Annotated in this window: 20 protein-coding genes, 3 tRNA genes and 1 pseudogene; 6 read left to right on the top strand and 18 right to left on the bottom strand. The window is 54.3% G+C overall.

Annotation, left to right across the window (positions count from 1 at the left end):
• The 13 genes and pseudogenes from SE16_RS07530 to SE16_RS16720 all read right to left on the bottom strand — a co-directional run.
• The gene (locus SE16_RS07530) at window positions 1-396 is read right to left on the bottom strand and encodes a response regulator (RefSeq protein WP_054491592.1); all 396 of its coding nucleotides are present in this window, start codon (window positions 394-396) and stop codon (window positions 1-3) included.
• A complete protein-coding gene (locus SE16_RS07535; RefSeq protein ID WP_054491591.1) occupies window positions 393-2921 on the bottom strand; it encodes a PAS domain S-box protein in 2529 nt (842 codons plus the stop codon). Before SE16_RS07535 ends, SE16_RS07530 begins: the two co-directional genes overlap by 4 nt.
• Window positions 2922-2942: 21 nt before the next feature.
• Window positions 2943-3317 carry a response regulator gene (locus SE16_RS07540; protein WP_054491590.1) on the bottom strand — a complete coding sequence of 125 codons (375 nt, stop codon included), beginning with the start codon at window positions 3315-3317 and terminating at the stop codon, window positions 2943-2945.
• Window positions 3314-6286: a hybrid sensor histidine kinase/response regulator gene (locus tag SE16_RS07545; protein WP_054491589.1), complete on the bottom strand. Its 2973-nt coding sequence runs from the start codon at window positions 6284-6286 to the stop codon at window positions 3314-3316. Before SE16_RS07545 ends, SE16_RS07540 begins: the two co-directional genes overlap by 4 nt.
• Window positions 6286-7488 carry a sensor histidine kinase gene (locus SE16_RS07550; protein ID WP_054491588.1) on the bottom strand — a complete coding sequence of 401 codons (1203 nt, stop codon included), beginning with the start codon at window positions 7486-7488 and terminating at the stop codon, window positions 6286-6288. The genes SE16_RS07545 and SE16_RS07550 overlap by 1 nt, the downstream gene beginning before the upstream one ends.
• Window positions 7481-8893: a sensor histidine kinase gene (locus tag SE16_RS07555; RefSeq protein ID WP_054491587.1), complete on the bottom strand. Its 1413-nt coding sequence runs from the start codon at window positions 8891-8893 to the stop codon at window positions 7481-7483. The genes SE16_RS07550 and SE16_RS07555 overlap by 8 nt, the downstream gene beginning before the upstream one ends.
• The gene (locus SE16_RS07560) at window positions 8883-10754 is read right to left on the bottom strand and encodes a histidine kinase N-terminal 7TM domain-containing protein (protein ID WP_054491586.1); all 1872 of its coding nucleotides are present in this window, start codon (window positions 10752-10754) and stop codon (window positions 8883-8885) included. Before SE16_RS07560 ends, SE16_RS07555 begins: the two co-directional genes overlap by 11 nt.
• 51 nt (window positions 10755-10805) lie before the next feature.
• Window positions 10806-12629 carry a sensor histidine kinase gene (locus SE16_RS07565; protein ID WP_054491585.1) on the bottom strand — a complete coding sequence of 608 codons (1824 nt, stop codon included), beginning with the start codon at window positions 12627-12629 and terminating at the stop codon, window positions 10806-10808.
• Window positions 12630-12631: 2 nt separating this feature from the next.
• Window positions 12632-13735, bottom strand: a complete 1104-nt coding sequence (locus SE16_RS07570; RefSeq protein WP_054491584.1) for an adenylate/guanylate cyclase domain-containing protein — start codon at window positions 13733-13735, stop codon at window positions 12632-12634.
• Between the two features lie 159 nt (window positions 13736-13894).
• Window positions 13895-15100 (bottom strand): DUF3179 domain-containing protein, encoded by a 1206-nt coding sequence (locus tag SE16_RS07575; RefSeq protein WP_200907145.1) that lies wholly within the window; start codon window positions 15098-15100, stop codon window positions 13895-13897.
• Window positions 15101-15234: 134 nt separating this feature from the next.
• The gene (rimO, locus tag SE16_RS07580) at window positions 15235-16632 is read right to left on the bottom strand and encodes a 30S ribosomal protein S12 methylthiotransferase RimO (protein WP_082373719.1); all 1398 of its coding nucleotides are present in this window, start codon (window positions 16630-16632) and stop codon (window positions 15235-15237) included.
• Between the two features lie 18 nt (window positions 16633-16650).
• The gene (locus tag SE16_RS07585; RefSeq protein ID WP_407922988.1) at window positions 16651-17367 is read right to left on the bottom strand and encodes a DUF4115 domain-containing protein; all 717 of its coding nucleotides are present in this window, start codon (window positions 17365-17367) and stop codon (window positions 16651-16653) included.
• A 3-nt stretch (window positions 17368-17370) separates the two neighbouring features.
• A pseudogene (locus SE16_RS16720) lies at window positions 17371-17571 on the bottom strand (helix-turn-helix domain-containing protein); the annotation flags it as partial.
• Between the two features lie 293 nt (window positions 17572-17864).
• Between SE16_RS16720 and SE16_RS07590 the strand changes: the two are divergent.
• The gene (locus SE16_RS07590; protein WP_161804521.1) at window positions 17865-19013 is read left to right on the top strand and encodes an LCP family protein; all 1149 of its coding nucleotides are present in this window, start codon (window positions 17865-17867) and stop codon (window positions 19011-19013) included.
• Between the two features lie 57 nt (window positions 19014-19070).
• On the opposite strand, the gene SE16_RS07595 is transcribed toward SE16_RS07590, so the two are convergent.
• The 3 genes from SE16_RS07595 to SE16_RS07605 form a co-directional block, all read right to left on the bottom strand.
• Window positions 19071-19520, bottom strand: a complete 450-nt coding sequence (locus SE16_RS07595) for a Mov34/MPN/PAD-1 family protein (protein WP_054491581.1) — start codon at window positions 19518-19520, stop codon at window positions 19071-19073.
• On the bottom strand, window positions 19517-20569 hold the full coding sequence (gene asd / locus SE16_RS07600) for an aspartate-semialdehyde dehydrogenase (protein ID WP_054491580.1): 1053 nt from the start codon (window positions 20567-20569) through the stop codon (window positions 19517-19519). Before asd ends, SE16_RS07595 begins: the two co-directional genes overlap by 4 nt.
• 112 nt (window positions 20570-20681) lie before the next feature.
• Window positions 20682-21242, bottom strand: coding sequence for a tetratricopeptide repeat protein (locus tag SE16_RS07605; protein ID WP_054491579.1), 561 nt, complete (start codon window positions 21240-21242; stop codon window positions 20682-20684).
• A gap of 154 nt (window positions 21243-21396) precedes the next feature.
• Here SE16_RS07605 and SE16_RS07610 point away from each other — a divergent pair.
• The 5 genes from SE16_RS07610 to SE16_RS07630 all read left to right on the top strand — a co-directional run bounded on the left by SE16_RS07610 (window position 21397) and on the right by SE16_RS07630 (window position 22694).
• Window positions 21397-21469, top strand: a tRNA-Trp gene (locus tag SE16_RS07610).
• A gap of 49 nt (window positions 21470-21518) precedes the next feature.
• Window positions 21519-21590 (top strand) — tRNA-Gly (locus tag SE16_RS07615).
• 37 nt (window positions 21591-21627) lie between these two features.
• A tRNA-Gln gene (locus SE16_RS07620) sits at window positions 21628-21699 on the top strand.
• A 21-nt stretch (window positions 21700-21720) separates the two neighbouring features.
• The gene (locus SE16_RS07625; protein ID WP_054491578.1) at window positions 21721-22068 is read left to right on the top strand and encodes a hypothetical protein; all 348 of its coding nucleotides are present in this window, start codon (window positions 21721-21723) and stop codon (window positions 22066-22068) included.
• 122 nt (window positions 22069-22190) lie between these two features.
• A complete protein-coding gene (locus SE16_RS07630; RefSeq protein ID WP_054491577.1) occupies window positions 22191-22694 on the top strand; it encodes an HNH endonuclease in 504 nt (167 codons plus the stop codon).
• Window positions 22695-22697: 3 nt separating this feature from the next.
• Here the strand turns inward: SE16_RS07630 and SE16_RS07635 are convergent, their stop codons facing one another.
• Window positions 22698-23138 carry a hypothetical protein gene (locus tag SE16_RS07635; protein ID WP_054491576.1) on the bottom strand — a complete coding sequence of 147 codons (441 nt, stop codon included), beginning with the start codon at window positions 23136-23138 and terminating at the stop codon, window positions 22698-22700.
• 16 nt (window positions 23139-23154) lie between these two features.
• Window positions 23155-23862, bottom strand: a complete 708-nt coding sequence (locus tag SE16_RS07640) for a helix-turn-helix transcriptional regulator (RefSeq protein ID WP_054491575.1) — start codon at window positions 23860-23862, stop codon at window positions 23155-23157.
• Window positions 23863-23868: the final 6 nt, after the last annotated feature.

Consider the following 23868-nt stretch of genomic DNA (forward strand, 5'->3'; position numbering starts at 1 on the left):
TTAGCTATTTGCACCTTCAGGGTCGCTCAACAGGCGCTCCACCAATGTGACCAGCGAGCTTAATTCAACCGGTTTCACCAAAAAGAAATGGGCGCCCAATTCCTCGGCAAGGTCGGCGTATTGGGATTCAGCGGAGATAACGATGATATAGGTGCCTTTTTTGCGCAATTCTTGTGCACGCGCACGCAAAATATCCGTCGAACGCTCACCTTCCAGGCGAATATCGAAGAAGACGACATCAAAATGCTCGTTATCAATGAAGCGGTTGGCGTCGGCAAGCGTCGCCGCTTCCCGCACCTCAAATCCAGCGCGGCGCATCGTGCGGGCATAAATAAATCGCAAGTCTTCATCATCTTCCAGAACAAGAATACGTCGCTTGGGTTGGGTCGCGTTCATTGCTCAATGCTCCTTTTTCCTTCATACGATTGTTGTGCTGTTTTGACGACTGCCGGGACACGTACCGTGAAAACCGAGCCTTTCCCCACTTCGCTGGAGACAGTAATACGCCCTCCCATCAGTTGCGCGTACCGCTGGCTAATTGCCAAGCCAAGCCCAGTACCGCCGTGTTTGCGGTTGCGGTCGGTATGGACCTGGTAGAATGGGTCAAACAGGTTTTGCAAGTGTTCACTCGGAATACCAATACCGGTGTCATGCACCTCAAATGAGAGCATCTCCCGTTCGCCATCGTTTTCACGCCATACCCGCAACGTAATCGTACCCTCATCAGTAAACTTGATGGCATTACTGAGCAAATTGAGCAAGATTTGGCGCAATTTGACGACATCGCCCACAAATTCACCAACGTTATCGTTCACTTCCAGGGCAAATGTATTGGTGCTGGCGGCAATGAGTGGTTCGATATGCTGTTCAAGAGAGACCAACAGGTCAGTGACGGCTACGGTCTGGACATCTATCTCGGAGATGCCCGCTTCGATTTTGGCCAGGTTGAGCAAATCATTCACCACACTCAAAAGGTGTTGTGCCGCATTCAACACTCGCTCCAAGCCGCGTATCAAATGCGAATCGCCCAAATCCTGAGCGTCTTCGAGGAGCATTTCCGCATAGCCAATGATGACAGTGAGCGGCGTCCGCAGTTCGTGGCTGATGTTGGCCAGAAAAGCGCTTTTGGCACGGCTGGCGGCTTCCGCAGCATCGCGCGCCAGCTCCAAATCATGAATGAGTTGTCGCTGTTCTTCATACAATTGGGCGTTGCGCACCGCCAACGCCATCTGGTCGGCGGCTGCCTGCATCAATGCCACATCCTCCTCATCAAAGAAATGGGGTTGCCCAGCGAGGAGTGTCATCACACCAAGCACTTCCTCATCATGCGAGATGGGGACGGCCAGCGCCGAGCCTTCCATAAAGGGCGCATTGGGGAATTTTTCCCAGCGGGGGTCGTTGGCGATATCGTCAATCCGAATCACCCGCTTTTCACGCACCGCCAACCCAGCCACACCGCTCTTGACGGCGCGCGTTGCCAGGCGGATTTTCTCCTCTTCATCGGCTTGTTCGCGCGCCAGGATGCTGTGTGTAACGCGCCCATTGCGGTCGAGCAAAAAGACACTGCCACGCGCTGCGCCCGTGACCGAACAAGCCACATCGAGCATATCATGCAATGTCGCTTCCAGAGATGGGCGTTGGCTTGTCACGCGAGCAATTTCCACCAAATTGCGGAAGAGTTCGCGTTGAGAGCGTAGCTCCTGTTCAATGGCAATGCGCTGGGTAATATCGCGTGCAATGCCATGGTAAATAACAATCTGGTCCTCAGCATGTTCAGGAGCAGCCGTAACTTCAGCGAAGAGATACGTGCCATCGCGCCGCTTCAAGCGTACATCGGTCCGAATAATCTGGCGCCGGCGTGCTTGTTCGCGTGCTGTCGTCAGCAAGTGTGCATCCTCTTCATGCACAAGTTCCAACACATTACGCCCAAGCCATTCCTCGCGCGTCCAGCCGGTTAGTCGCTCGAAGGCCGGGTTGAGTGTCAACAGTGTGCCATCACTTTGCATAGCGAAGATAATGTCAGGGGCATGCTCCACCAGTGCACGATAGCGGTTTTCACTTGCACGCAACCGCTCAAAAGCGCGCGCGACATCGCTCACATCTTCCGCCACCACCAAAATATGGGTGTTCCCCGCCTCGTGCTCCAAAGGAACAGCCGTCGCCTCCAAAATAATGACTGAACCATCAGTACGCCGCGCCTCAAAACGCCGAATCCAACGCCCAATGCGCTGCAATGTTTTCTGAATTTCTTGCCACTGAATGGCGGCGGCAGCAGGCGGCAATCCCCACGCTTGGGAAAGATGGCGACCAGGCAATGCTTCACTCGACACGCCCAAAAGCGTGGCCGCCGTCAAGTTGGCGTCCAGAATAACGCCATCTTGGTCGCACAGAAAGAGCGCATCGGCGATATTGGCGTACATATGGAGCTGGTGCGCCAGGTCGGGGATATCCTGACGCAACATCTTCCAGCGCTCTGTCAATGTGAGGCGACGGCGGTTTTCAGATTCCGCCAGCATACGCGCAACATGCTCAGCAAAGGTCAAGGCTTCCAGGTCGAACTCGGCCTGCTCAGGCGCTGCCAATGCGAGCGTACCAATCCAACGTTCATGCAGAGTGATGGGAAGAAAAGCATAACGCCCCTCACGCCAGATCGCGCCACGCTCAAGCGTCGCGGCTATTTCCGGTGGAAGCGAAGCACGCCAAGGCCAAGCATCATGTTCAGGCCCGTAATGTGCCGCATATGCGCCACGCCATGCATGCGTTTCATCATACTGATTGAGCACGATCGTCACGGTCTCAGCGCCGGACACCTCGGCGAGTGTATTGGCAACGTCGGCCGCAACATCACCCCACCGCGCCGTACGTATCAATTGTGTGGCGATATGCCCCAATGCCTCGACATACTTTTGAACAGGCTGCATCCTCTGCGCTCCCTGTGCGTCTTATGAACGGTTCTTCTGCAAGAGCATCTCTATTTTCTGCAAAAGCCGCTGAAAATCGACGGGTTTGGTTTCATATTCATCACAGCCGACCTCTAAAGCGCGCTCGCGGTCGCCAATCATGGCATGCGCTGTCAACGCCAACACCGGAATATGCGCCGTCTGCGGATCTGTCTTGATGTGTTTGGTTGCGGTCCAACCGTCCATTTTGGGCAAGCTCATATCCATGAGCACAATATCAGGCATCTCACTGCGCACGAGTGCGAGGGCTTCTTCGCCATCCACCGCGGTGAACACCTCAAAGCCGCGTCGTTTCAGTCGGCGTGCCAGCATATCGCGGTTCAATTCGTTATCTTCCACAAGCAATATTCGGGTCATTCTTCCCGCTCCTCTTCTGATTGTTCGGCAGTTCGGGCAGTTGATGACTGCAAAGCATGATGCACAATGTTTAGAAACTGAGAGCGATCAAAGGCGCCTTTTTGGATGATTTCTTGCGTCGAGCGACGCAGTTGTTCGCGCTCCGCCGGCGAAAGGTCACGCGCAGTGACCACGATAACGGGAATGCCTGCTAAGCCTGGGTCTGCACGAAGATGCTTCAAGAATTCAAAGCCATCCATCTCAGGCATCATCAAGTCCAAAAGGATCAGCACAGGAGGATGCGCACGCACATACTCCAGGGCTTCACGCCCATTTTGGGCTTCATCAGCCCGAATATCCATGCGTCCCAACAAGCGCACCAATAACTCACGCATTGAGGCATCATCTTCCACGACCAACACGCGCGGCGCGCCGCCATCTTCGCCCTGACTTTTGCCCACATAATAGCGAACACGGCGCGCCAGTTCTTCGTATTCCACCGGCTTTTGGATGAATTCAGCCGCACCAAGCGCCAGGGCAAGTTCCCGCTCAGTCGCCACTGTACACAAAATGACAGGAATATCGGCGGTTGTTCGATCCTGTTTGAGCGACTGCAACACCATCCATCCGTCCGTTTCCGGCATGAAGACATCGAGCACAATGACATCCGGCACAATTTCTTGTGCCAGGCGAATACCGGCTGCGCCGCTTGCCGCTTCAACAACCGCAAACCCTTCTTTACGCAGCACACGCGCCATCAATTCACGCGCCTTGCGATCATCATCAATTACCAGCACAACCGGCATGTCGGGATGAATCACCGGCAACACATTCGTATCATCTTCGAGGGTCTCTGGCAGCGTCAATGCTTCTTCTACCAAGGTCGAAACAACAGGCAACCGTACAAGGAATGTTGTCCCTTTACCCACCTCACTTTGCACTTCAATCGTTCCACCAAGCATATCCACATACGCTTTGGTAATCGCCAGCCCCAAGCCGGTTCCTCCATACTTGCGCGTTGGGCTGGGGTCCACCTGAGTAAACGGCTGGAACAGCGTCGGCAATTTCTCTTCGGGAATACCAATCCCCGTATCACTGATTTCAAACACAATTTCGTCGTTGGGCTTCCCTCGCTCACGCCAAATGCGTAACGCCACTTTCCCTTGTTCGGTAAATTTGGCCGCATTGCCTAACAAATTCAGCAAAATCTGGCGCAATTTTGTGGCATCAGTGCGTATCACGCCCACATTTTCATCCACGACACACTCAAATGTATTGCCATTCTGCTCAATCAAGCCACTGACAGTATACACGACCGAATCAATTACATCGCGTATCGCCACCTCTTCAAGCGAAACCTGCATGCGCCCAGCCTCAATCTTGGAAATGTCGAGCACATCGTTGATCAAAGTCAACAAATGGCGTCCGGCGCTATGTATCTTCTTCAAGTCACTCGCCATATCTTTATCGCCGGCATCTATGGCGTCTTCATACAACAGCTCGCTGTATCCAATAATCGCGTTGAGGGGTGTGCGGAGTTCATGGCTCATATTGGCCAAAAAGGCGCTTTTTGCACGGTTTGCTGCTTCAGCTTCATCCCGTGCACGGCGCAACTCTTCTTCATAGAGATACCGCTCTGTGACATCTTCAATCAACAGTGCAAAAATGGGTTCATCTGTAGGGGCGGAAACGCTCATAAACCGATAGAGCAAGCGGCGATTGAGTATCTCGTCCTGCACTTCGTATTCCCAATAATTCCCGGCGGCCAATGATTTTTGAGCGTCACGCCACAGGGCTTCTACATAGCAAACAGAAGCGGTGCATTGCGGGTGGAGTGCCGTATGAAGCGCAGTCCCACTTGGGCAGGCGTGCCCTGTCCACTCCGTCAATGTTTGGTTGGCGCGAATCACACAGCCACACTCATCGAGCAACGCGATAACCTGCGGGAGTTCATTAATCACTGTCTCCCACTGTTTTTGCAAGCGCTCCATTTCACGTTGAGCACGTTCCAGCGCTTCTTGCATCCGCCGGGAATGCGTCACATCCGTCAGAATCAAGGCACGCCACTCTTCATTCCCAAATGGTGAGGGCAAGACCGATTCATTTGCCGCCCATAGCCGCTCTTTCATCTCAAAGCGAGTTTCGACTGTAATGCCCAATTCAAGCACTTCTGCAAGCGTCGGGCAGACCTCCTCGATGGGACGCCCCAAGATCTCGCCTAAAGGCATTCCCAACCCACGAACCACAGCCGGGTTTACCTCAACAATTTCGTTTTTGGCGTTCAAAATGAGGACCGGGTTGGGCAAGTTATCGAGAACGAACTCAGCGGCAAAAGTCGTTATGCGCCGATCAAGAACAAAGAAGGCGACGGCCACCAATAAATACGCCAGTGATTGAATCGTATTGGATGCCAATATGCCAAAGCGCGCCGCCATAGGCATTGAAAGGAAGGTGAGAACCAGAAGCATGCCCAATGAAAACAGCCGCCAACGCGCTTGTGAAACACGCCGCCAAAGTGGCGGTGCGAGTAGCGCTGCCGCCGCCAACGTCGGCAAAATGACATACACGAGTGAGAAAGCGACCAACGGCAGCGGTAGGGCTAAACGGAGTGAAAGGAGGGGGCTTGGCTGCCAGAGCGTTTGCGCCGGCATGTCCCGGATTGCCCACACCCACACGGCATACGGGAGAAAATACAAAGGCAAGCGCCTGGAAGCCCCCGGCCGAAAACGCCCGACATAGGAAGTGGCAAATGCGACTAAAAAGACCCCACTCACAGCAATGCCGGCACCAAACAGCAGTACTCCCACACGCTCGAAAAACGTACCGGCGGCCCATACGCCCAACACAGCCCCCAAAAAGGCGGCAGCACGCCCAAATAAAGCAATCGCAAAGAAACGCCCTGCTTGTCCATTCCGTTCACCCCACAATGGGATGCCGGCAATGAAGAGCAAAAACGCCATTGCAAGTGGAAGCAAGACATTCTCTTGCATTATTTCCCCCCCTCATACACCATCGGCAAGCGCACAAAAAACGTTGTCCCTTGCCCTGGTGCGCTTTGCACACGAATATCCCCCCCCAACAGATTGACGAGACGTTGAGTCAAGGGCATACCCAAACCTGTGCCACGCATCTCACGAGCAGATGTGAGCCGCGTAAAGGGGACAAAGAGCATTTGCAAATCCTCTTCGCTCATGCCAATTCCCGTGTCGCGCACCGTGAGAGTAAGCCACTCTTTACCGTCGTGCGATTCAACTTTCGCAGAAAGATGAATCGCGCCATTTTGCGTGAATTTGGCGGCATTGCTCAGCAAGTTATACAAAATTTGTCGCACTTTTACCGGGTCATTTTCCATTTTGGGCAGGTGCTGCGGGACCTCAACCGTCAATGTGTTGTTGTTTCGTGCCACCAACGGCCGGATCGTTTCAACCACTGTTTGTATTTCTTTTTTCAGGTCAAACGCTGCCACATGGATGTCTACTTCTGCGGCATCAATGCGTGCCAGGTCCAGAGTTTCGTTGACGAGATTTAGCATATGCTGTCCGGCATTGTACGTCTTGCGCAAAATATCAGCGACTTCACCATCAGAGGCGAGCGTGGCATCTTCCAACAGATATTCAAGATATCCCAACATGGCGCTCAATGGCGTGCGCAGTTCATGGCTAAAATGCGCCAAAAACGTCGCACGCGCCTCAGCCATTTGACGTAATTGGGCTTGTGATTCTTCGAGGTCGCTGGAAATCTTAACGAGTTCCGCCACACGCTGTGCCAATTCACGGTTCGTCGCTTCTAATTGCGCCGCATTTTGGTCGCGCCAGCGTGCCAGGACGAAAATAGAAACCAACAAGAGGAGCAATGGTGGGCGCTCGATAAACGCATCAGCCGACATCTCACCAATGCTGATTTTTTGCATCATCAATACAAACGAAATCAGCACCCAGAAGAGACCTCGCACCGCGAATGAGCGCCATGTCCAGAAGAAAGCCCCAATCCCCAACCAGGCATAAATCAAGTACAACCAGAACTCGAATTCATCATGCAGCGCCCACGTTAAAAAACTGCTAAGAAGGAGCAAAGCGTCAATCAGCCCAACATCACCGATGAGGGGTACACGCATCAAACGCACAGCCCAGCGTTCAAGTGTTTCCATACGCACAGGCAATGTTGTTTGTGTTGTTTCTGTTTGGTTATGCATGTGCCGTCTCCTCTCTGGCCTGCATCTGTTGGGTATTCGCGCGCACATGCGGCGGTCCATGTTGCGGGAAAAGAACCGTTACAATCGTTCCCTCGCCAGGTGTACTCTCAATAGAGAAAGTAGCGCCAAGCATATCGCAGAACGTTTTGACGATCGTCAATCCGATCCCCATGCCGCCTTCTTCACGCCTCCAAACGTCTTGCGCCTGCATAAACGGTTGTAAAATGCGCTCCATATGCTCCGGCGCAATGCCGATACCTGTATCACGCACGCGGAACAAGACAGACGGTTCCCCTTCAACCTCCGTTTGCTCGATCGAAATTGTAATGCGCCCATTGCGTGTAAACTTGATCGCATTGCTCACAAGCTGGCGCACAATCACGCTCACCTTTTCATGGTCGCTGAGTATTTCAATCGGCGTATCACATTGCATTTGCACGTCATTCGCACGTCGTTGTGCACGCGGCATCTGGCGCTCAACCTCACCAGCAACGAGGGCACACAGGTCAAAACGGCTCAATGAAAGGGCGTCGGCATCGGCGCCGGTATTGGCGAGCAACAACACATCACTCACCATTTGCAACAATTCATGTGCAGCACGCCGAATACGCCGCAAGGCCGGAGCAATAATACCATCTTGCTGAATATGCGGCTCTTCCAAAAGCATCTCCGCATACCCCAAAATCGCCGTCAGCGGCGTGCGCAACTCATGGCTCATATTCGCCAAAAAAGCGCTTTTCGCCTGATTGGCAACTTCAGCAGCCGCCAAGGCCGCACGCAGCTGCGCCTTGCGCTCTTGGTCACGCAGGTGCATATACTCCAATGAATAGGATTGCCGCAGGCGAATCCACTGAATAATCGCCCCCACAAACGTAGCTTCAATCATCATAAAGAAGAAGTGATCCCAGGGTGGTTGCATGCCCGCTGGAAGAGCCAAAGCCAGCCAGGAAATCCAGACAAAGGCCACTGTCGCCCAAAACCAGCGCCATGAAAGATAGAAAACCCCTACACCGATGATGAGAATCGCCAAATTCGTCGTGAGTTGGGGCTGGTCATTCAACAAATACAAATGAACCCACGAGTTGAGCCATACCAGCATGGCAACCCCAAACGCCAAAGGGTGCGCCCAGCGTGGGTCAAGCGCAGGAAGACGAGCACGCACCCACCACGCCATGCCCAGCAACAACAGGACAGAGCCAAACGCGATAGGCGCCATAATGCGTTTGACGTCGGGCGGCAGGACGAAAACATGCCCAATCCCCAAAATCAAGTATAACAGCGCCAGCCCAACGCCAACCACCGGCAAAGTGAGTAATACCCGCTCATCCAGGGCGCGCCGAATCGTTGCCGGCGCAATATGAATATCATCATCATATTTGCGGCGATCTTGATCTCTAGTAAGCACTGTTATCCCCCTCTTCTACGACTTGCGGCGACGCCTGCCCCTCCTGGTTCATTGCATCATTCTTCCGTTGAGGCACAATAAGCGGCAACACCACTGTAAAGGCGCTTCCCTTACCTGGTTCACTCAACACATGAATGCTCCCCCCCAGCAATTCACAAAAGTGCCGTGTAATCGGAAGTCCTAAGCCCGTGCCACCAAATGCGCGTGTTGGCGAATTATCTGCTTGTTCAAATGGGCGAAAGATTGATTCAAGTTTTTCCGGGGGAATGCCTACCCCGGTATCACTGACCCGCAAACGCAACAACTCCTGGTTGTTTTCGGGGTGTTGCGTCAGGGAAATTTCCAGGCGCACTGTGCCATTCTGCGTAAATTTGGCGGCATTGCTCAGCAAGTTATAGAGAATTTGCCGCACCTTGGCACGGTCACTGTACATGCGTGTCCCTATCGGGAGCTGGTTCACATACTCAAATGTGTTTTCATTCTCGCGCATTAGAGGGCGCACTGTGCCTACCACTTCATCCAACACCAATTGCAGATCGAACCAATCCAGGTCAACTTGCATCTTGCCGGCTTCGATTTTGGACATATCAAGAATTTCACCGATGATTTCAAGCAAATGCCGCCCGGCAATCTGGATACGTTCTAATGATGGAATGAGCGACTCATATTCCCCCGCGGCAATATCTTCCAGCAACATCTCTGTGTACCCGATAATCACGGTGAGCGGCGTGCGCAATTCGTGGCTCATGTTGGCGAGAAAAATACTCTTTGCATGGCTCGCGGCTTGGGCGGCGTCCCGCGCCGCTGCCAGTTCCAGCGCTGTGCGCCGTATTTCGGTGACATCATATAAGGTCAAAATTGTTCCCAATTGGTGCCCTGTTTCATCATGCAAGCGTGTGCTTTCAACTTCATAAAAACGCTCTTCTTCTCCAATACGGCGCGTCATTTCATGGCGTCCCAGCTCGGCAAGGCAGGTTTGCAACGATTCAACAATTTCTTGTGAAAACGCTTCCGTGTACAAACGCCCTAATACGTCGTACTCCGACGTTTCTGCGGCGCACAAAATGTGCAAAGCGACCGGATTGATGTCAATCACACGCCCTTCCAGGTCAAGCACAACAACCCCGGTCGGTGAGCTGCGAATAATCGTTTCCCGCGCAACCGGCACAATACGGAACAATTGGTAGCGAAAAAGCCCCCATACCAATGCAAGCACACTGAGCCCAAATGTATAGGGTGTCGTATCAATACCTGGCAGAGGATTCTTGCCCAACAAATAGGCGATACTGGCCAGCCATGGGAAGAAAATTGCCAAGAGCAGGCTTACAATCTGCCCGCGATAGAGATGGGATTGCTTCAACATAAAACGCAAGAGGAAAAGCGCCCCAACGAAAAGCGCCCCATACGCATAGATGACATGCACCCAAAACCATGGTCCATAGGTGGGGCGCAAAACGGGGACGATGCCGTCGGTTGCCAGTTCATGAGATTGCCAGACCAAGCGAATGCTTGGATAGCCCCACAAGAAAAGCACCGTTAGCGTTGGAAGAACCCCCAACACAGCAAGCGCCCAACGCGGGAATTGCTTTTGCTGGGTGTATTCATACGTAAAAAGGAGCCAACCCAACGGTACAAGCACAATCGCCGGATACTGTACCTTGACCACCAGCAATTTCAACTCAGCCGTGGGCAACATCAAGCTCAGAGCATGCGTGATACACCACCAAACTGTTGCCCCCCCAAACAACACAAACCCTCGCAGGGCTGGCTGGCGAAAGCGGTGCCAAACCTGCACCACCAGTGCAGTGATTGCAGCTGCCATCCCCCATAAGATGAGAATAGCAACAGCAGCAATGTTCATTGCGCTCTCCTAACGTGTAGATGATTCAGTGGCTTCATTGTCTTATCCCTATCAACGTACAATGGCGCTATTTTCTTCGGCATCGAGGACTTCCATTGTCGAAGTAACACGAGGTAAGGACACAGAGACATGCGTTCCTCTTTTCGGCTCGCTCGTTATGTGAATTGTACCACCCAATAATTCGCAAAAATGGCGCGTAATTGGCAAGCCTAACCCCGTACCAGCCATGCCACGTGTGGGTGAACCGTTCGCCTGCTCGAAGGGACGAAAAATTGATTCAAGCTTATCGGGCGGAATACCCACGCCAGTATCACGCACATGGAACACAATCATTTCGTTCCCGTGTTCGTCCACCTCTACTCTGGCATGAAAGACAACCTCGCCATTTTGGGTAAACTTGGCGGCGTTGCTCAGAACGTTATAAAGGATTTGCCGCACCTTGATGCGGTCGCTGAACATCTGTCCAAGACGCTCAATTTCCCAGTGAAAAGTATTGTTTTGCCGCTCCATCAAAGGTTGGACCGTCAACACGACCGTTTCAACAAGTTCATCCGCGTCAAACCAGCTGCATTCAATTTCCATCTTGCCGGCTTCGATTTTCGACATGTCCAAAATTTCGCCAATCACATCGAGCAAATGCTGCCCAGCCGCTTGCACACGTTCTAAGGACGGTTCTAACGCATCGTATTCACCCGCCGCAATATCTTCTATGAGCATCTCTGTATATCCAATAATAACGGTAAGCGGTGTGCGCAATTCGTGGCTCATGTTTGCCAGGAACGTACTTTTGGCACGGTTGGCGGCCTCTGCGGCATCACGCGCCGCCGCCAATTCCAATGTCGCTCGCCGTATTTCGGTCGAATCATGCAACACAATCACATACCCGATATGGCGCCCGGACGCCTCACGCAAAAAAGAACTCCGCACAGCGATATACCGACGCTCACCGTCAACACTTTTCTGCCATTCCAGGGTTGTCTCAGATTGCATGGCTTGTTCCAAAATCTCACGCATATGAGGCAACACATCTATCGCCCGTTGACCAAGGACGTGTTCATCTTTTTTCAATCCCGTCAAGGCACGCCCGGCAGGATTGATATCAATCAAACGCCCTTCCAGGTCAAGAACGAGCACACCTGTCGGTGAATTACGAATGACGGCTTCGCGCGCTATTGGAGTCACTTCAAACAGTTGATACCGAAACAACCCCCACATCACTGCCAATGCGCTCGCCCCAAAGGCAAAAGGCGTCAAATCCAATCCAGGGAAGGGATTCGTCCCCGTTATGTAAATCAAGTTACCGACCCAAGGGAACGCTACGGCTAACAACAAGGTCAACGCTTGCCCGCGATACAAATCCCCCTGGCGCAGCATAAAACGCACGAGGTAATACGCCCCGAACAGGTTGCAAAAGTACGAAAAGCCGACATGCACCCAAAACCACGGACCATACCGAAAACGCAAGACCGGCACCACCGCCTCGGTGCTCAAAAAATGGTCTTGCCACACAAGGCGCAACAAGGGATACCCGAAAACAAAAACCAGCGTCAACGAGGGAATAAAACTAAACAACAAACGCGCCCACCGCGGCATCCGTTGCCCCCGGCGCGTGTAATCATACGCAAAAATCGCCCACGCCACAGGCGTAATGCTGATCGCGACATACTGGGCTTTGGCCGCGAACAATTTCATGTCAAGCGAGGGCGCCAGGATTTCGATGGCATACCACGTACACCACCACGCTGTTCCAATCCCAAATACAAGGAAGTCATACAGCGTAGGTTGGCGAAAGCGTGACCACACACGCCACACCACAAACACAACCAGTGCGGCCATGCTCAATAAAAGGAAACTTGCCAAGCCAGAAACACTCATACCTATTGACGATCCTCGATACTTGCCTGGGGACTGAAAGCGCGCAGACCACGCACAACGTAGGCGGTCATGCGCCCTTTCCCCTTGATTTCCACCTCGCGAGGCGCTCCCTCCAGTTTCGGTTGAAGCGCCTGCCATGTTGCTTCCGCCACCAGAACAGTGTTCGGCTCGGCATGCTCCTGTAAGCGGCTCGCCAGATTCACCGTATCACCCCACACATCATATTGCAGGCGATTGGTTCCCAACACCCCCGCCGCCACTGGTCCCGTAGCGATGCCAATGCGCAGATGAAGAGGCGCACCGTCTGGCCAGCGCCATGCACGCACCGAATCGCGCATGGCAAACGCCAACCGTACCAGACGCTCAGCATGGTCATCGCATGGTTCCGGCACCCCCGCCGCCACCATGAACGCATCCCCTACCGTCTTGATTTTGTCAGCGCCAAAAGAAGCGGTCAGTGCTTCAAAATGCCCCCACATTTCCCCCAAAAACTGTACCACTTCTTGCGGCGAAAGCCGTGCTGCCTGGCTGGTAAAATTCACAATGTCAGCAAACAAGATGCTGGCCGACTCGAATTGGTCTGCCAACACCCCTTCGGTAAACCCCTGTTTCAACCGTTCGGCAATCGCCCGCGGGAAGATACTGTGCAACAACTGTTCCGTGCGCGCCTGTTCCTCGCGCAACGCCCGCAACGCCGCCTGTTCACGGTCGCGCAGGCGCTTGCGTTCAAGCAAGTTATCAATACGCGCATACAAAAACACCGACTTGAACGGCTTGACCAAATAATCGTCCGCGCCCATCCGAATACATTTGACAATGCTATCCGCATCATTCAACGCGGACAGCACCACCACAGGAATATGACGCAAGGAGACATCATTTTTGATTGTTTCTAAGACTTCAAAGCCATTGACTTCTGGCATCATAATGTCCAGAAGCACCAGATCGACCGGCTCAGTGGCAAGAAGGCGTAGCGCTTCCGCACCATTACGCGCTTCCAATACCTCATGCCCGCGGCGTTCCAGGCGCATACGCATCAACGCGCGCAAGTCATCGGTATCTTCAACGACCAAAATGCGACTCAGTTCCCCGTTGTTCCTCTTCATAGATTCAACCTGTTGAAAAAAATGGGCGTGGTTCTCCCATGGTACAGGAGATATGATGAAAGGTAAACATTACAACACACATTACAATATGCCCCGACGCCATAAAAAAAGGATTGGCGCTTGATTGCACCAATCCTTTTCCCCTTTTTATGTGTGGGTTTACGGCAAAAACAGACGTGTATCCGGTCGAAACGCCGCCCACGAAAACCAAAAATGATTGATGCTCACAACCGGCTCCAACTGGCGACCAGCCAACGCCCCTTCAACGGCTTGCCCCAACGGCGACCACCGTGAATTGGTTTGCTCATCACGAATCGCTTCCCCATCCCACCAAAACGTCAGCACCTGCCCATCGAGCAGACGCGAAAACGCTAACGCCGCGCCGACATCGCGGCTCTCAGCGATGAGATTCCCATCCAACGCCGAAGCGGTTCCCTCAGCCCAAAAGACGACAATGGGCTTGCCGTCAACGGTTTCATTGGCGACATGCACCTCCGCTAACACATCATAAGGAAACGCAACTGCGTCATTTTCGCCCGCCACTGTGAGCACACGCGCCATCGGCGGCAAGCGGCCATCAATGGTTGGTCCATCATACAAGAAGGGGCGGCTTTCAATATCATCATACCCAACATAGGGGTTTCGCCCATAGGCGCGGTTGAAGCCCGTTTCGCGTGAGAGCACGTTGCCGTCGGGATACGCCTCCTTGAAGGCTTGCCAGGACACAATCGCCGCGGGATAGGTCGTCAACTGCGCCCCCGTCAACGTGCCCACAATGGCTTCCCCCGTGGCTTGTTGCCACCAACTCTCCGTTTGGCGGTCATACATGATGAGATTGCTGTACCGCAAACGCCCGGTTGTTCCAAAATCAAGCACAAGGTCGCCATACCGCCGGTCGAAGACAATGGCGGTATTACACAATGGGCAAAATGTCACCGTCACCGGTACACCGCCCACTTCCGTGTTGACGATTTCATGCCAGGTCAGAATTTGAAGCGGGAAGGCGCGCGCATCACCATTCAAGGCAAACAAAACCACCGGCTCGCGGTCGCGCAACCACTCGTCGGCTGCCTTCACACTCACATAGCGCGGCGCATCAATGGCTGGAATGCCGTCTTTGGGCGGTCCCCCCGACAAGATTTCGCGATACGGCACGCTGTGGCGGGTAAAATCTGTGGAAAACTCGCGCGCTGCGCCGGGTGGAATATCCTCCGGGTCGAAAGCGGGCGTGGAAGAAGGGGTTGCCACCACACCGCTGTTTGCTTGCGCTGGTTGTGTAGCCGACGGCAGCGAAGCATCTGGCGGTGTGCGAGCACATGCCACGGTCAACGCCATCACCACACCAAGAGCCAGATAGTGCCACATCACCGTCTCCTTTCATCATTCTAGGACAAGAGGCATACACACGTTCAGAGCCGCTCGCCGGCGTCAATCTTACGAAAACAGAAGCCCCCGAACGTGTTCATGTTCGGGGGCTGGCAGGCGTCAACACCATCAGGTCAGGATTCACGCACTCCGATCGCATCCAGGCTGATAGCGGCGGGATGCGGTGGCGGAGTGCGGCGTGGTTTACGCTTCACCACGCGCCCTTCCAAATCGTAAGGCATCGCCCCCGTAATGCGCACCGTGAGCCGCTCGCCAGGGTCATATTGCCCACGCACGAGCACATAACCATCCACCTCGGGCGCCTCACGATAGGAACGCGCCAACGTCAACCCGTTTTCGGCGTCGTACCCATCCACCACCACCTCCAGCGTGCGCCCCAACTGCGCTTCCTGACGCGCAAGCGCAATCGGTTGCTGGTGCGCCATGGCACGCTCCCAACGCTCTTGCTTCACCTCTTCGGGAATCTGGTCTGGCAATTCGGCGGCGGGTGTACCCGGTTCAGGTGAGAAGGTGAAGACCCCCACCTTGTCGAATTGCACCGCACTCATGAAATCAAGCAAGTTCTGGAATTCCTCTTCGGTTTCCCCTGGGTAGCCGACAATGAACGTGGTGCGCAGGCTCACATCCGGCATCGCATCGCGCATCTGCTCGAAAAAGCGGTAAATACGCTCCAGTTTGTGCGGGCGGCGCATACGCTTCAACACGTTGGGGTCGCCATGCTGTAAAGGCATGTCCAGGTAGTTGCAAATGCGTTCATGGCGTGCCATCACCTCAATCAGGCGCTCCGTGGCGTGCCCCGGGTACGCATACATCAGGCGGAACCAGACATCACCTTCCACTTCCTGCATCAAATGTTCCAGCAACGTGGGCAAGCCGTCGGTTTCGCCCCAATCACGCCCGTAGGCTGTCAGGTCTTGCGCCACCAGCACAATTTCTTGCACACCTTGCGCCACCAGTTCCTGCGCTTCGCGAATCACCGTCCCTGGGCGCTTGGAACGCTGTGGACCTTTGAAACTGGGAATGGTGCAGAAAGCGCACGGGGCGGAGCATCCATCGGCGATTTTGAGATAGGCGCTATGCCCTTCCGCACGGCGGCTGACGCTATCGGCCACATGGTTGCGCGCATCCGGCGGCATCGCATAGGCGCGCCAGCGGGCTTCTTCTTCGCGTTCACGCAATTGTTGGATGAAATCGGCAATGCGTGTCCATTGTTGTGTGCCGATAATGCCATCCAGCGCCGGGACTTCATCGGCAAGTGCGGCGCCATAGCGCTCGCTCAAACAGCCGGCGGCAACGAGCAATTGCCCCGGCTTCTTCCGCTCGCCCAATGCGTTCAGGGTTTCAATACTTTCTTGCCGCGCGGCTTGCAAAAAGCCACACGTATTCACAATCAGGACATCAGCCTCATCGGGCGTGCCGGGTTCATACCCCGCCGCCCGCAACAACGTGCCAATGCCTTCACTATCGGCAATGTTTTTTGCGCATCCTAAGGTGACAACATGATATTTCATACACGCCTCACTTCTGCCTTACCCCGTCGTCGTCGGTACAGGGGTGGGTTGCGGTTCGCCCAATACGGGCATACCGCTCTGTGCATCGAGATAGATTTCACGCGACAATACTTCACCAGATTCGCCCAGCACGCCAATATCCACACCATTGACAAAGACATGCGTACCGCCGGCGTTCCCTGTGCGCAAGAACAGACGTTCACGCCCCACCCATTCCTGCGTATCGCCGGACTGCAAAAGCCCCTCGAACACCTTTTCACCATCCACTTCTACCAACAGCCACACATCCTGCTCAGCCACCACACGCACTTGCAGCCCATCCACCACGGGCGGGGCTTCGGCTTCGCCCGGTGTGGGGGTTGGCGTGCGTGGTGGGCGCGTGGCGGTGGGCACAGGGGTAGCCGTCGGTGTGGGAGTTGGGGTCGGTGTGGTGATGGTTTCCCCCCCTTGTGAGCCACTGCCGGCAATCAGGACGGTCGGCGTCGGTGTGGGCGTAGCAACGGTTTCCGCTCCCAACAAGCCAGCCAACCCCAAACGGTCGAACCACTCGCTCCGCTGGGGGTAGAACCACATCAGCGCGCCCAACACCGCCAACACCCCAATCACAAGCCCCACGGCGGAAAGCAAACGCCCCCACGGAACAGGCGAGGGCGCAAGCGGCTCATCAATCTCACGATCAACGCTAAACTGCTCGGCTGTCAGCACCTCAATTTTGGGAGCCCCCAACGCCGCCATCAACGCCTCTGGGTCAAGCCCCACTGTACGCGCAAAGTTGCGCACAAATCCGCGCGCCACAACGTCATCCGGCAACGCGGCAAAGTTATCTTGCTCAATCGCTTCCAGATATTCCAAACGAATGCGCGTTTCAGCGGCGACATCTTCGAGCGAAAGCCCTCGCGCTTCGCGCGCTTCTCGTAATTGCTGTCCAATGCTTGCCATGCGGGTTCTCTCCACATGATATTGTCAGGTTTGCGGCAGCGAAGTATAAGTGAGAAAAGCGAAAAACCAAATATCATCTCCTCACCTTCCTTCAAAATCGCCAAAAATTTTTTCAGAATTGGCCGAACCCGCCCCGTTCGCCTTCATCTTTATTGATTGGCGCTCCGCCTTGCGTATGCTATACTCTCGCGCTGTGAAATCTCTCACGAGTCGGGTCGCCTATGCAAAAAAGTGTTCAACAACCGCAACGAAAAATCGTATCGGATCAAGGACTTCCCTGGTTCGATATTTTTATGGCCTCGCTTCTGGTGCTCTTTATTGTCGCGGGGCTTTTTACCACATTCCTGACCTACAAAGCCGCACGGCACATCGTTGCAACAGCCAACCTGCCTTTTGCGACGGTCGCCACAGGCGCCTCATCTTCCCAAGGGCAAGGAACAACAGCCGGTCCCATCTCGCTTCCCTCAATCTCTTTTGGGAGCGAAGAGAACGAGCAACTCTCGATTGCCGACCTGCAAGAGCCGCTCACCATCCTGGTTTTAGGGGTGGACAAGCGGGATGAAGCCGAACGCACATGGCGCAGTGATACCATCATCTTGGTGCGGATTGACCCCCAGACGAAAAGCGCCGCCATGCTCTCCATCCCGCGCGATTTGTACGTCACCATCCCCGACTACGGCTTTGGCGAGCAACTGAATCGCATCAACACGGCTTTCTTCTTTGGCGAAGCCTACGACTACCCCGGTGGGGGGCCGGCGCTGGTGAAACAAACCATTCGCCGCAACTTTGGGATTACTGTTGATCGGTACGTGGTGGTTGATTTCGACGCCTTCCGCAAAATTATCGACTTGATTGGCGGCATTGACATTGAAGTCCCCGAACGCATTGTTGACCCCTACTATCCCACTGAGGACTATGGGTACATGCGGGTGGAGTTCGAGCCGGGGTTGCAACACATGGATGGCGAGCGTGCGCTGATTTACGCGCGCACGCGCCATTCGGGGAGCGATTTTGACCGCGCCGAGCGTCAGCAACAGGTCATTCTGGCCGTGCGCGATAAGGTGCTCAGTTTTGGCATCCTGACGAGCCTCACGCCGCGCCGTCTCTACCAAATGGCAAACACAGTCTACAGCAGTATCGAAACCGATATGACGATTGACGAGATGATTGCATTGGCGCGCTTGGGGAGCGAGATTGACGCCGCGAATATCCGGCGCGGCATTATCGGGCCCAACTTCGTATACGACCTGAAACTGGAAGGCTTGGGCGATGTGCTCCAACCACGTTGGGACAAAATTTACCCGTATGTGCAAGAAACATTGGGCATTTCGGAACTCTTGCCCATTGCACCATCGCCCACCCCACCGCCCACACCAACACCCGACCCCTTCGCCACGCCAACCAGCGAGCCAGTGGCGACGCCATCCGTTGAAACACCATAACGCCTTGTGCAAGAAAAAAGCCCCGCTCGGCGAGCGGGGCTTTTCGCTGCGTGGCGCTTACTCGTCCTCAATTTCAATGTGGACTTCTTCAATCGTATCAGGATCGGGCAAGAGAAAGCCGCGAATCACCGGTCGCGTCTCATCCGCCAGCGAGATGATGTAGTAAATCGTATCCGGGTAGAGCGGCTGGTTGTCGAACGGGTCAAACGCCAGCCCACGGTCGGTTTCCGAAGGATAGGCTTGTGTGGCGGGATGGCTGTGATAGATACCATGCAACTGCCACCCGCGCGATTCCATCTCGCGAAAGGCTTGCAACTGCGCGTGGGGGTCCATGTGGTAGGTGATGATTTTGTTTGTAGCAATGTTGGGCACACGAAACAACGCCACGGGACGCCCCGAAGCATCCCCCGCCACCAAGCCGCAAATCTCTTCCGGTTTGCCCTCACGCGCATGGGCAATCATCTGCTCTGCAATTGTCCGCGGCAAATACACCGTTTTCGCACTCATGCCACAAACCCCTCGGCTTTCAACAATTCGCCATTGAGCAGCGCCGCGGCTGCCGCGCCGCGTTCCGTGTTGTGCCCCAACACCACAAACTTCACATCAAACAATGGGCACTCACGAATGCGCCCCACGGTAATCGCCATACCGCCCGCCGCATCACGGTCGCGCACCGGTTGCGGCCGGTCGTCCTCTTCACGCACCACAATCGGCGTCGGTGCGGCGCTCGGCAAATTCAATTCTTGCGGCTTACCACGGAACGCCCGCAAAACCTCGGCCACCTCCGCGGGCGTCGCCTGCTGCTTCAGCTTGACGCTCACGCAAAGCATATGGCCGTCACGTGTCGCAACACGGTTTGCCTGCGCACTAATCGCAATAGGCGCCGCCTCAACCGTATCATCCGAAAGCGTGCCCAACATTTTGAGCGGTTCGCTTTCAATTTTGGGCTCTTCCCCACTGATGAATGGAATCACGTTGTCCACAATATCCAGCGAAGCAACGCCGGGATACCCCGCCCCACTAATCGCCTGCATCGTGACGACAAAGACTTGTTCCACACCAAAAGCATCTTGCAACGGTTTCAGAGCGAGTGTGAGCGGAATGGCAACACAATTTGCATTCGTCACAATCCCGCCCGTCCACCCGCGTTGGCGTTGCTGAACATGCAACAACGCCAGGTGGTCTGGGTTCACCTCGGGCAACACCAGCGGCACATCAGCGTGCATGCGATAATTGCGCGCATTGCTGGACACAAACGCCCCAGCCTGGGCAAACGCCGCTTCAATGTCCGCCGCAATGCTGGACGGCAACGCCGAAAAAACCAATTTCGCCGGCACATGCGCCGGGTCGCTGGGCTGAACAATCATGTCGGCAACCTGCGGCGGCGGATCACCGGGAAGCCGCCATCGCACCACATCAGCATACCGTTTCCCTTCCGAGCGCGCCGAGCCCGTCAATGCCACCACCTCAAACCAGGGGTGGTCAGCCAGCCGGCGCACGAGGCGCTGCCCAACAAGCCCTGTTGCCCCCAGAACGGCCACCGGAATCTTCGCCATAACCCCTCCTTTTCATCAAAATTGGCATAGAAAAAGCCGGACGTCTTGGGAGACGTCCGGCGCCGTTGCTCACGCCTACAGTATAGAGAAATCGGGCGAAAAGGCGAAACCGTCAAACAGCCGTGATGGGGTCAATAACGCCAATGGTCAGCAAAAGCATGAGGATCACGCCCAGCGCCAAGAACCCCAACAAAACCAGTGTCGCGATACGGTACGGCGCATCGGGCGCTGCAAAAAATTCACGAATATCAAACCCCGTGGACGTTTCCAAAGCGGGACCCGAAAGCAAGCCGGTTCCAGGGCGTTCTTCCTCATCGGTGTGCAATTGCGCCCGCAATTGCGCTTCAATGCTCGAAAAACCCGCTTCTTCCGCCGCTGAAGTGGGTTGCGCTTCCAGTTCGGCGATTTGTTGTTCCGCCCACGCCAGCCCACGCCGTGCACGTTCATTCAGAGGGTCAATTTCAAGCGCACGTTCCAGGCAATACTTCGTTTCATACGGGTCGTCCATCACACCGGCAAGCCATAGCCATGCTTCGGCGTTGTTGGGGTCAATATCCACAGCCGCCTGAAGGTATTGGCGCGCTTCCTCACGACGCTCATTGCGTGCGGCTTCGCGTCCACGCGCGAGCAATTCTTGCACACGTTGCGTCACATCGCCTTCATCCATGACCATGGGGAACTCCTTTTGTCCGCTCGTTTCTTCTGGCTGGTGGGATGATACCACGAGGACTTGCGAGGAGCAAGGTTTTGGCACGGTGTGCGGATATGACCCTCAGCCCAAATTTGACACAAAACGGGAACATTGCTATTGTATCGGCGCTTTGCCCAGGGGGGTAGCTCAATTGGCAGAGCAGCGGTCTCCAAAACCGCAGGCTGCAGGTTCGAGTCCTGTCCCCCCTGCTTCGTTTTGAAAATAGCGTTGCTCTTGCTAAAATAGGGACGTTGATAAGCGGGCGTAGTTCAGTGGTAGAACGTCTCCTTGCCAAGGAGAAGGTCGTGGGTTCGAATCCCATCGCCCGCTCTCTGCTGGAAAACAGAAAAGCAGATGGGTTTATCGATCGGGGGTCGTCTAATCGGCAAGACAGCGGACTTTGGATCCGCCAATCCAGGTTCGAGTCCTGGCCCCCGAGTTTTTTATGGAGTAGAGGCTTATGTTCCGAAATAACGTGTTCCTGTTCCCACATCGCATTACACGCACACTCGCCAACTTGCGGGGTCCTAAGTGGAAGGAACTGGTTGAGAGCGTCGCACAAAAAGAAGAAACCGACCCCGAGGCGTTGGCATTCCAGCTGATGATGGTGCAATTATGTGGGTGTTTGAAATGTCAGCCCGGCTCTTACAAACTTTCCTTGGGCTGTCAGACCTGTGCATCACGTACCATCAGCAGCCTGAGCGGAACCGACGCTGCCCTTCTTCGCCGCTATCGCAAAGCCCAGGAAGAAGTGAATGAGTTTCTGGCACTACGTCATCAACAATCATCCGAGAACGTGATGGCGTAAAAAGGTTTGAGGCCATGTGCCATTCAGTTTTCATACACAAGCGAGAATACACGATTGTATAAAAAGCGGCCTTGCCCTGTGCAGGCCGCTTTTTGCTTATCAAGCGAAGAGGGAGTCAAGTCATGGCTGGTGTGCTTGTGCTCAACGCCTCTTACGAACCACTCCATACCGTCTCTGTCAAGCGTGCCGTCGTCCTGCTGCTCAAAGAAAAAGCAGAACTGCTTGAAAGCGATGAGGCGTTCATCCATTCGGCGCATTTGAGCCTCCCACGTCCGCTGGTCATTCGCCTGTATCGCTATGTTCATGTGCCGCGTCATTGGAGCGTTCCATTGACACGGCGCAACCTGCTGCTTCGGGACGAATTCACATGTCAATACTGCGGCAAGCAACCGGGGCTTGAACACTTGACGATTGACCATGTGGTGCCGCGCTCGCGCGGTGGGGAACATTCGTGGGAGAATTTGGTCGTCGCGTGTATTGCTTGCAATCGGCGCAAAGGCAATTACCTGCCGCATGAAATCGGCATGACATTGCTGCGTAAGCCTTTCCGCCCACGCTATTTTGGGCTGACGTTGTTAGGCAATGGAAACGCGCCCGATATCTGGAAGAAATACATCTACGCCTAACCGCTACGATACGTGCGGCGGAAGCGTGGCGTTGACGAGCCACAAGAGGAAGATTGTCGCAATCAACCAGGCGGCAATCAACATCCAGGGGCTTTGATTGACAACCGCTGGCCCTTCGAGGAGTTTGCGCTCCGTCTCGCCCGAGGTTTTGACTTCTTCCAGTACGTAGTAGTACGTCACGCCAGGCACAACATTCGTATCAATAAAACGATATTGCGGATGGTTCTCCTCATCCGTCGTCGCCGGTATCATCTCCAACATCAGCGGTTCAAAAGGTCCTTCAGCCGACTGCCCCCGGTAAAGATAAAATCCTTGAACATCTGCATGTTCTGCATCCCAGGCCACGGTAATAGAAGGCGTCAAAAGTCCAGTGCCCCACATTCCCAACAATGTCAATGCTGAAAGAAGAGCAATCAGCCATGTTTGGCGACGACGCAATGCCATACGGGATACTCCTTTCTCACGATAAAATCTCATCCATACTGACAAGATTATGTTTGAGAGCAAAAAGCAAGAGCTCTACACGATTATTCATGTCAAGTTTGTTGAAAATAGACGTAAAATGGTGCCGCACGGTCGATTCGCTAATGGACATTCGTTCAGCAATATCGCGATTTTTCAAACCTTTGGCCAACCAACGAATGACTTCACGTTCACGGTCCGTCAAAGATTCGATTTTCTCCTGTGTTTTATCTTTCGAGGTCCCCATTTCCGAGCGTGTGAGGCTATTCAAGACCACAGCCGTCAATGCGCGATCAAGCCAAAGTTCGCCCTCAAAGACTTTGTAAATTGCACGGCTCAGGAGCATCAAAGGCATACGAGAGGGCACCACACCGACCACCCCCCGCAAGACCGCTTCGTGTACCAATTGCCGTGTTTCATGCTCGGTATACGTTACTAAAATAACTTTTGCATCGAGCGCCACAAATGCTTCGATCAAGTCCAGGCATCTAGTGGTTTCTTTGACGGGCGGCAGAAACAAAACCACCTCGGGATGAAACTGTTGGACTTGCTCTAAAAGCGTGTTTGAGTCTTCTTCAGAATATTCCTGTGGGAGCACAAAATGGGCGACGTCCAGTTTATAGCGTTGTTGGAGCACGCTCGCCAACGCTTCCTGCAAAAATTGCAAAGGCCCACACACGGCTACACGTATTGCGGTTTCTGGCATTGGTAC

The organism is Ardenticatena maritima (genome assembly GCF_001306175.1).
GTDB lineage: Bacteria > Chloroflexota > Anaerolineae > Ardenticatenales > Ardenticatenaceae > Ardenticatena > Ardenticatena maritima.

What these genes read in the sequence shown, in the direction of transcription:
- SE16_RS07530 (WP_054491592.1), bottom strand. Translation starts at nt 396, where the DNA reads ATGAACGCGACCCAACCCAAGCGACGTATTCTTGTTCTGGAAGATGAT.
- SE16_RS07570 (WP_054491584.1), bottom strand. Translation starts at nt 13,735, where the DNA reads ATGAAGAGGAACAACGGGGAACTGAGTCGCATTTTGGTCGTTGAAGAT.
- SE16_RS07625 (WP_054491578.1), top strand. Translation starts at nt 21,721, where the DNA reads ATGTTCCGAAATAACGTGTTCCTGTTCCCACATCGCATTACACGCACA.
- asd (WP_054491580.1), bottom strand. Translation starts at nt 20,569, where the DNA reads ATGGCGAAGATTCCGGTGGCCGTTCTGGGGGCAACAGGGCTTGTTGGG.
- SE16_RS07560 (WP_054491586.1), bottom strand. Translation starts at nt 10,754, where the DNA reads ATGAACATTGCTGCTGTTGCTATTCTCATCTTATGGGGGATGGCAGCT.
- SE16_RS07590 (WP_161804521.1), top strand. Translation starts at nt 17,865, where the DNA reads ATGGCCTCGCTTCTGGTGCTCTTTATTGTCGCGGGGCTTTTTACCACA.
- SE16_RS07575 (WP_200907145.1), bottom strand. Translation starts at nt 15,100, where the DNA reads ATGTGGCACTATCTGGCTCTTGGTGTGGTGATGGCGTTGACCGTGGCA.
- SE16_RS07635 (WP_054491576.1), bottom strand. Translation starts at nt 23,138, where the DNA reads ATGGCATTGCGTCGTCGCCAAACATGGCTGATTGCTCTTCTTTCAGCA.
- SE16_RS07595 (WP_054491581.1), bottom strand. Translation starts at nt 19,520, where the DNA reads ATGAGTGCGAAAACGGTGTATTTGCCGCGGACAATTGCAGAGCAGATG.
- SE16_RS07640 (WP_054491575.1), bottom strand. Translation starts at nt 23,862, where the DNA reads ATGCCAGAAACCGCAATACGTGTAGCCGTGTGTGGGCCTTTGCAATTT.
- SE16_RS07630 (WP_054491577.1), top strand. Translation starts at nt 22,191, where the DNA reads ATGGCTGGTGTGCTTGTGCTCAACGCCTCTTACGAACCACTCCATACC.
- SE16_RS07540 (WP_054491590.1), bottom strand. Translation starts at nt 3,317, where the DNA reads ATGACCCGAATATTGCTTGTGGAAGATAACGAATTGAACCGCGATATG.
- SE16_RS07585 (WP_407922988.1), bottom strand. Translation starts at nt 17,367, where the DNA reads ATGGCGGCGTTGGGGGCTCCCAAAATTGAGGTGCTGACAGCCGAGCAG.
- SE16_RS07550 (WP_054491588.1), bottom strand. Translation starts at nt 7,488, where the DNA reads ATGCATAACCAAACAGAAACAACACAAACAACATTGCCTGTGCGTATG.
- rimO (WP_082373719.1), bottom strand. Translation starts at nt 16,632, where the DNA reads ATGAAATATCATGTTGTCACCTTAGGATGCGCAAAAAACATTGCCGAT.
- SE16_RS07605 (WP_054491579.1), bottom strand. Translation starts at nt 21,242, where the DNA reads ATGGTCATGGATGAAGGCGATGTGACGCAACGTGTGCAAGAATTGCTC.
- SE16_RS07545 (WP_054491589.1), bottom strand. Translation starts at nt 6,286, where the DNA reads ATGCAAGAGAATGTCTTGCTTCCACTTGCAATGGCGTTTTTGCTCTTC.
- SE16_RS07535 (WP_054491591.1), bottom strand. Translation starts at nt 2,921, where the DNA reads ATGCAGCCTGTTCAAAAGTATGTCGAGGCATTGGGGCATATCGCCACA.
- SE16_RS07565 (WP_054491585.1), bottom strand. Translation starts at nt 12,629, where the DNA reads ATGAGTGTTTCTGGCTTGGCAAGTTTCCTTTTATTGAGCATGGCCGCA.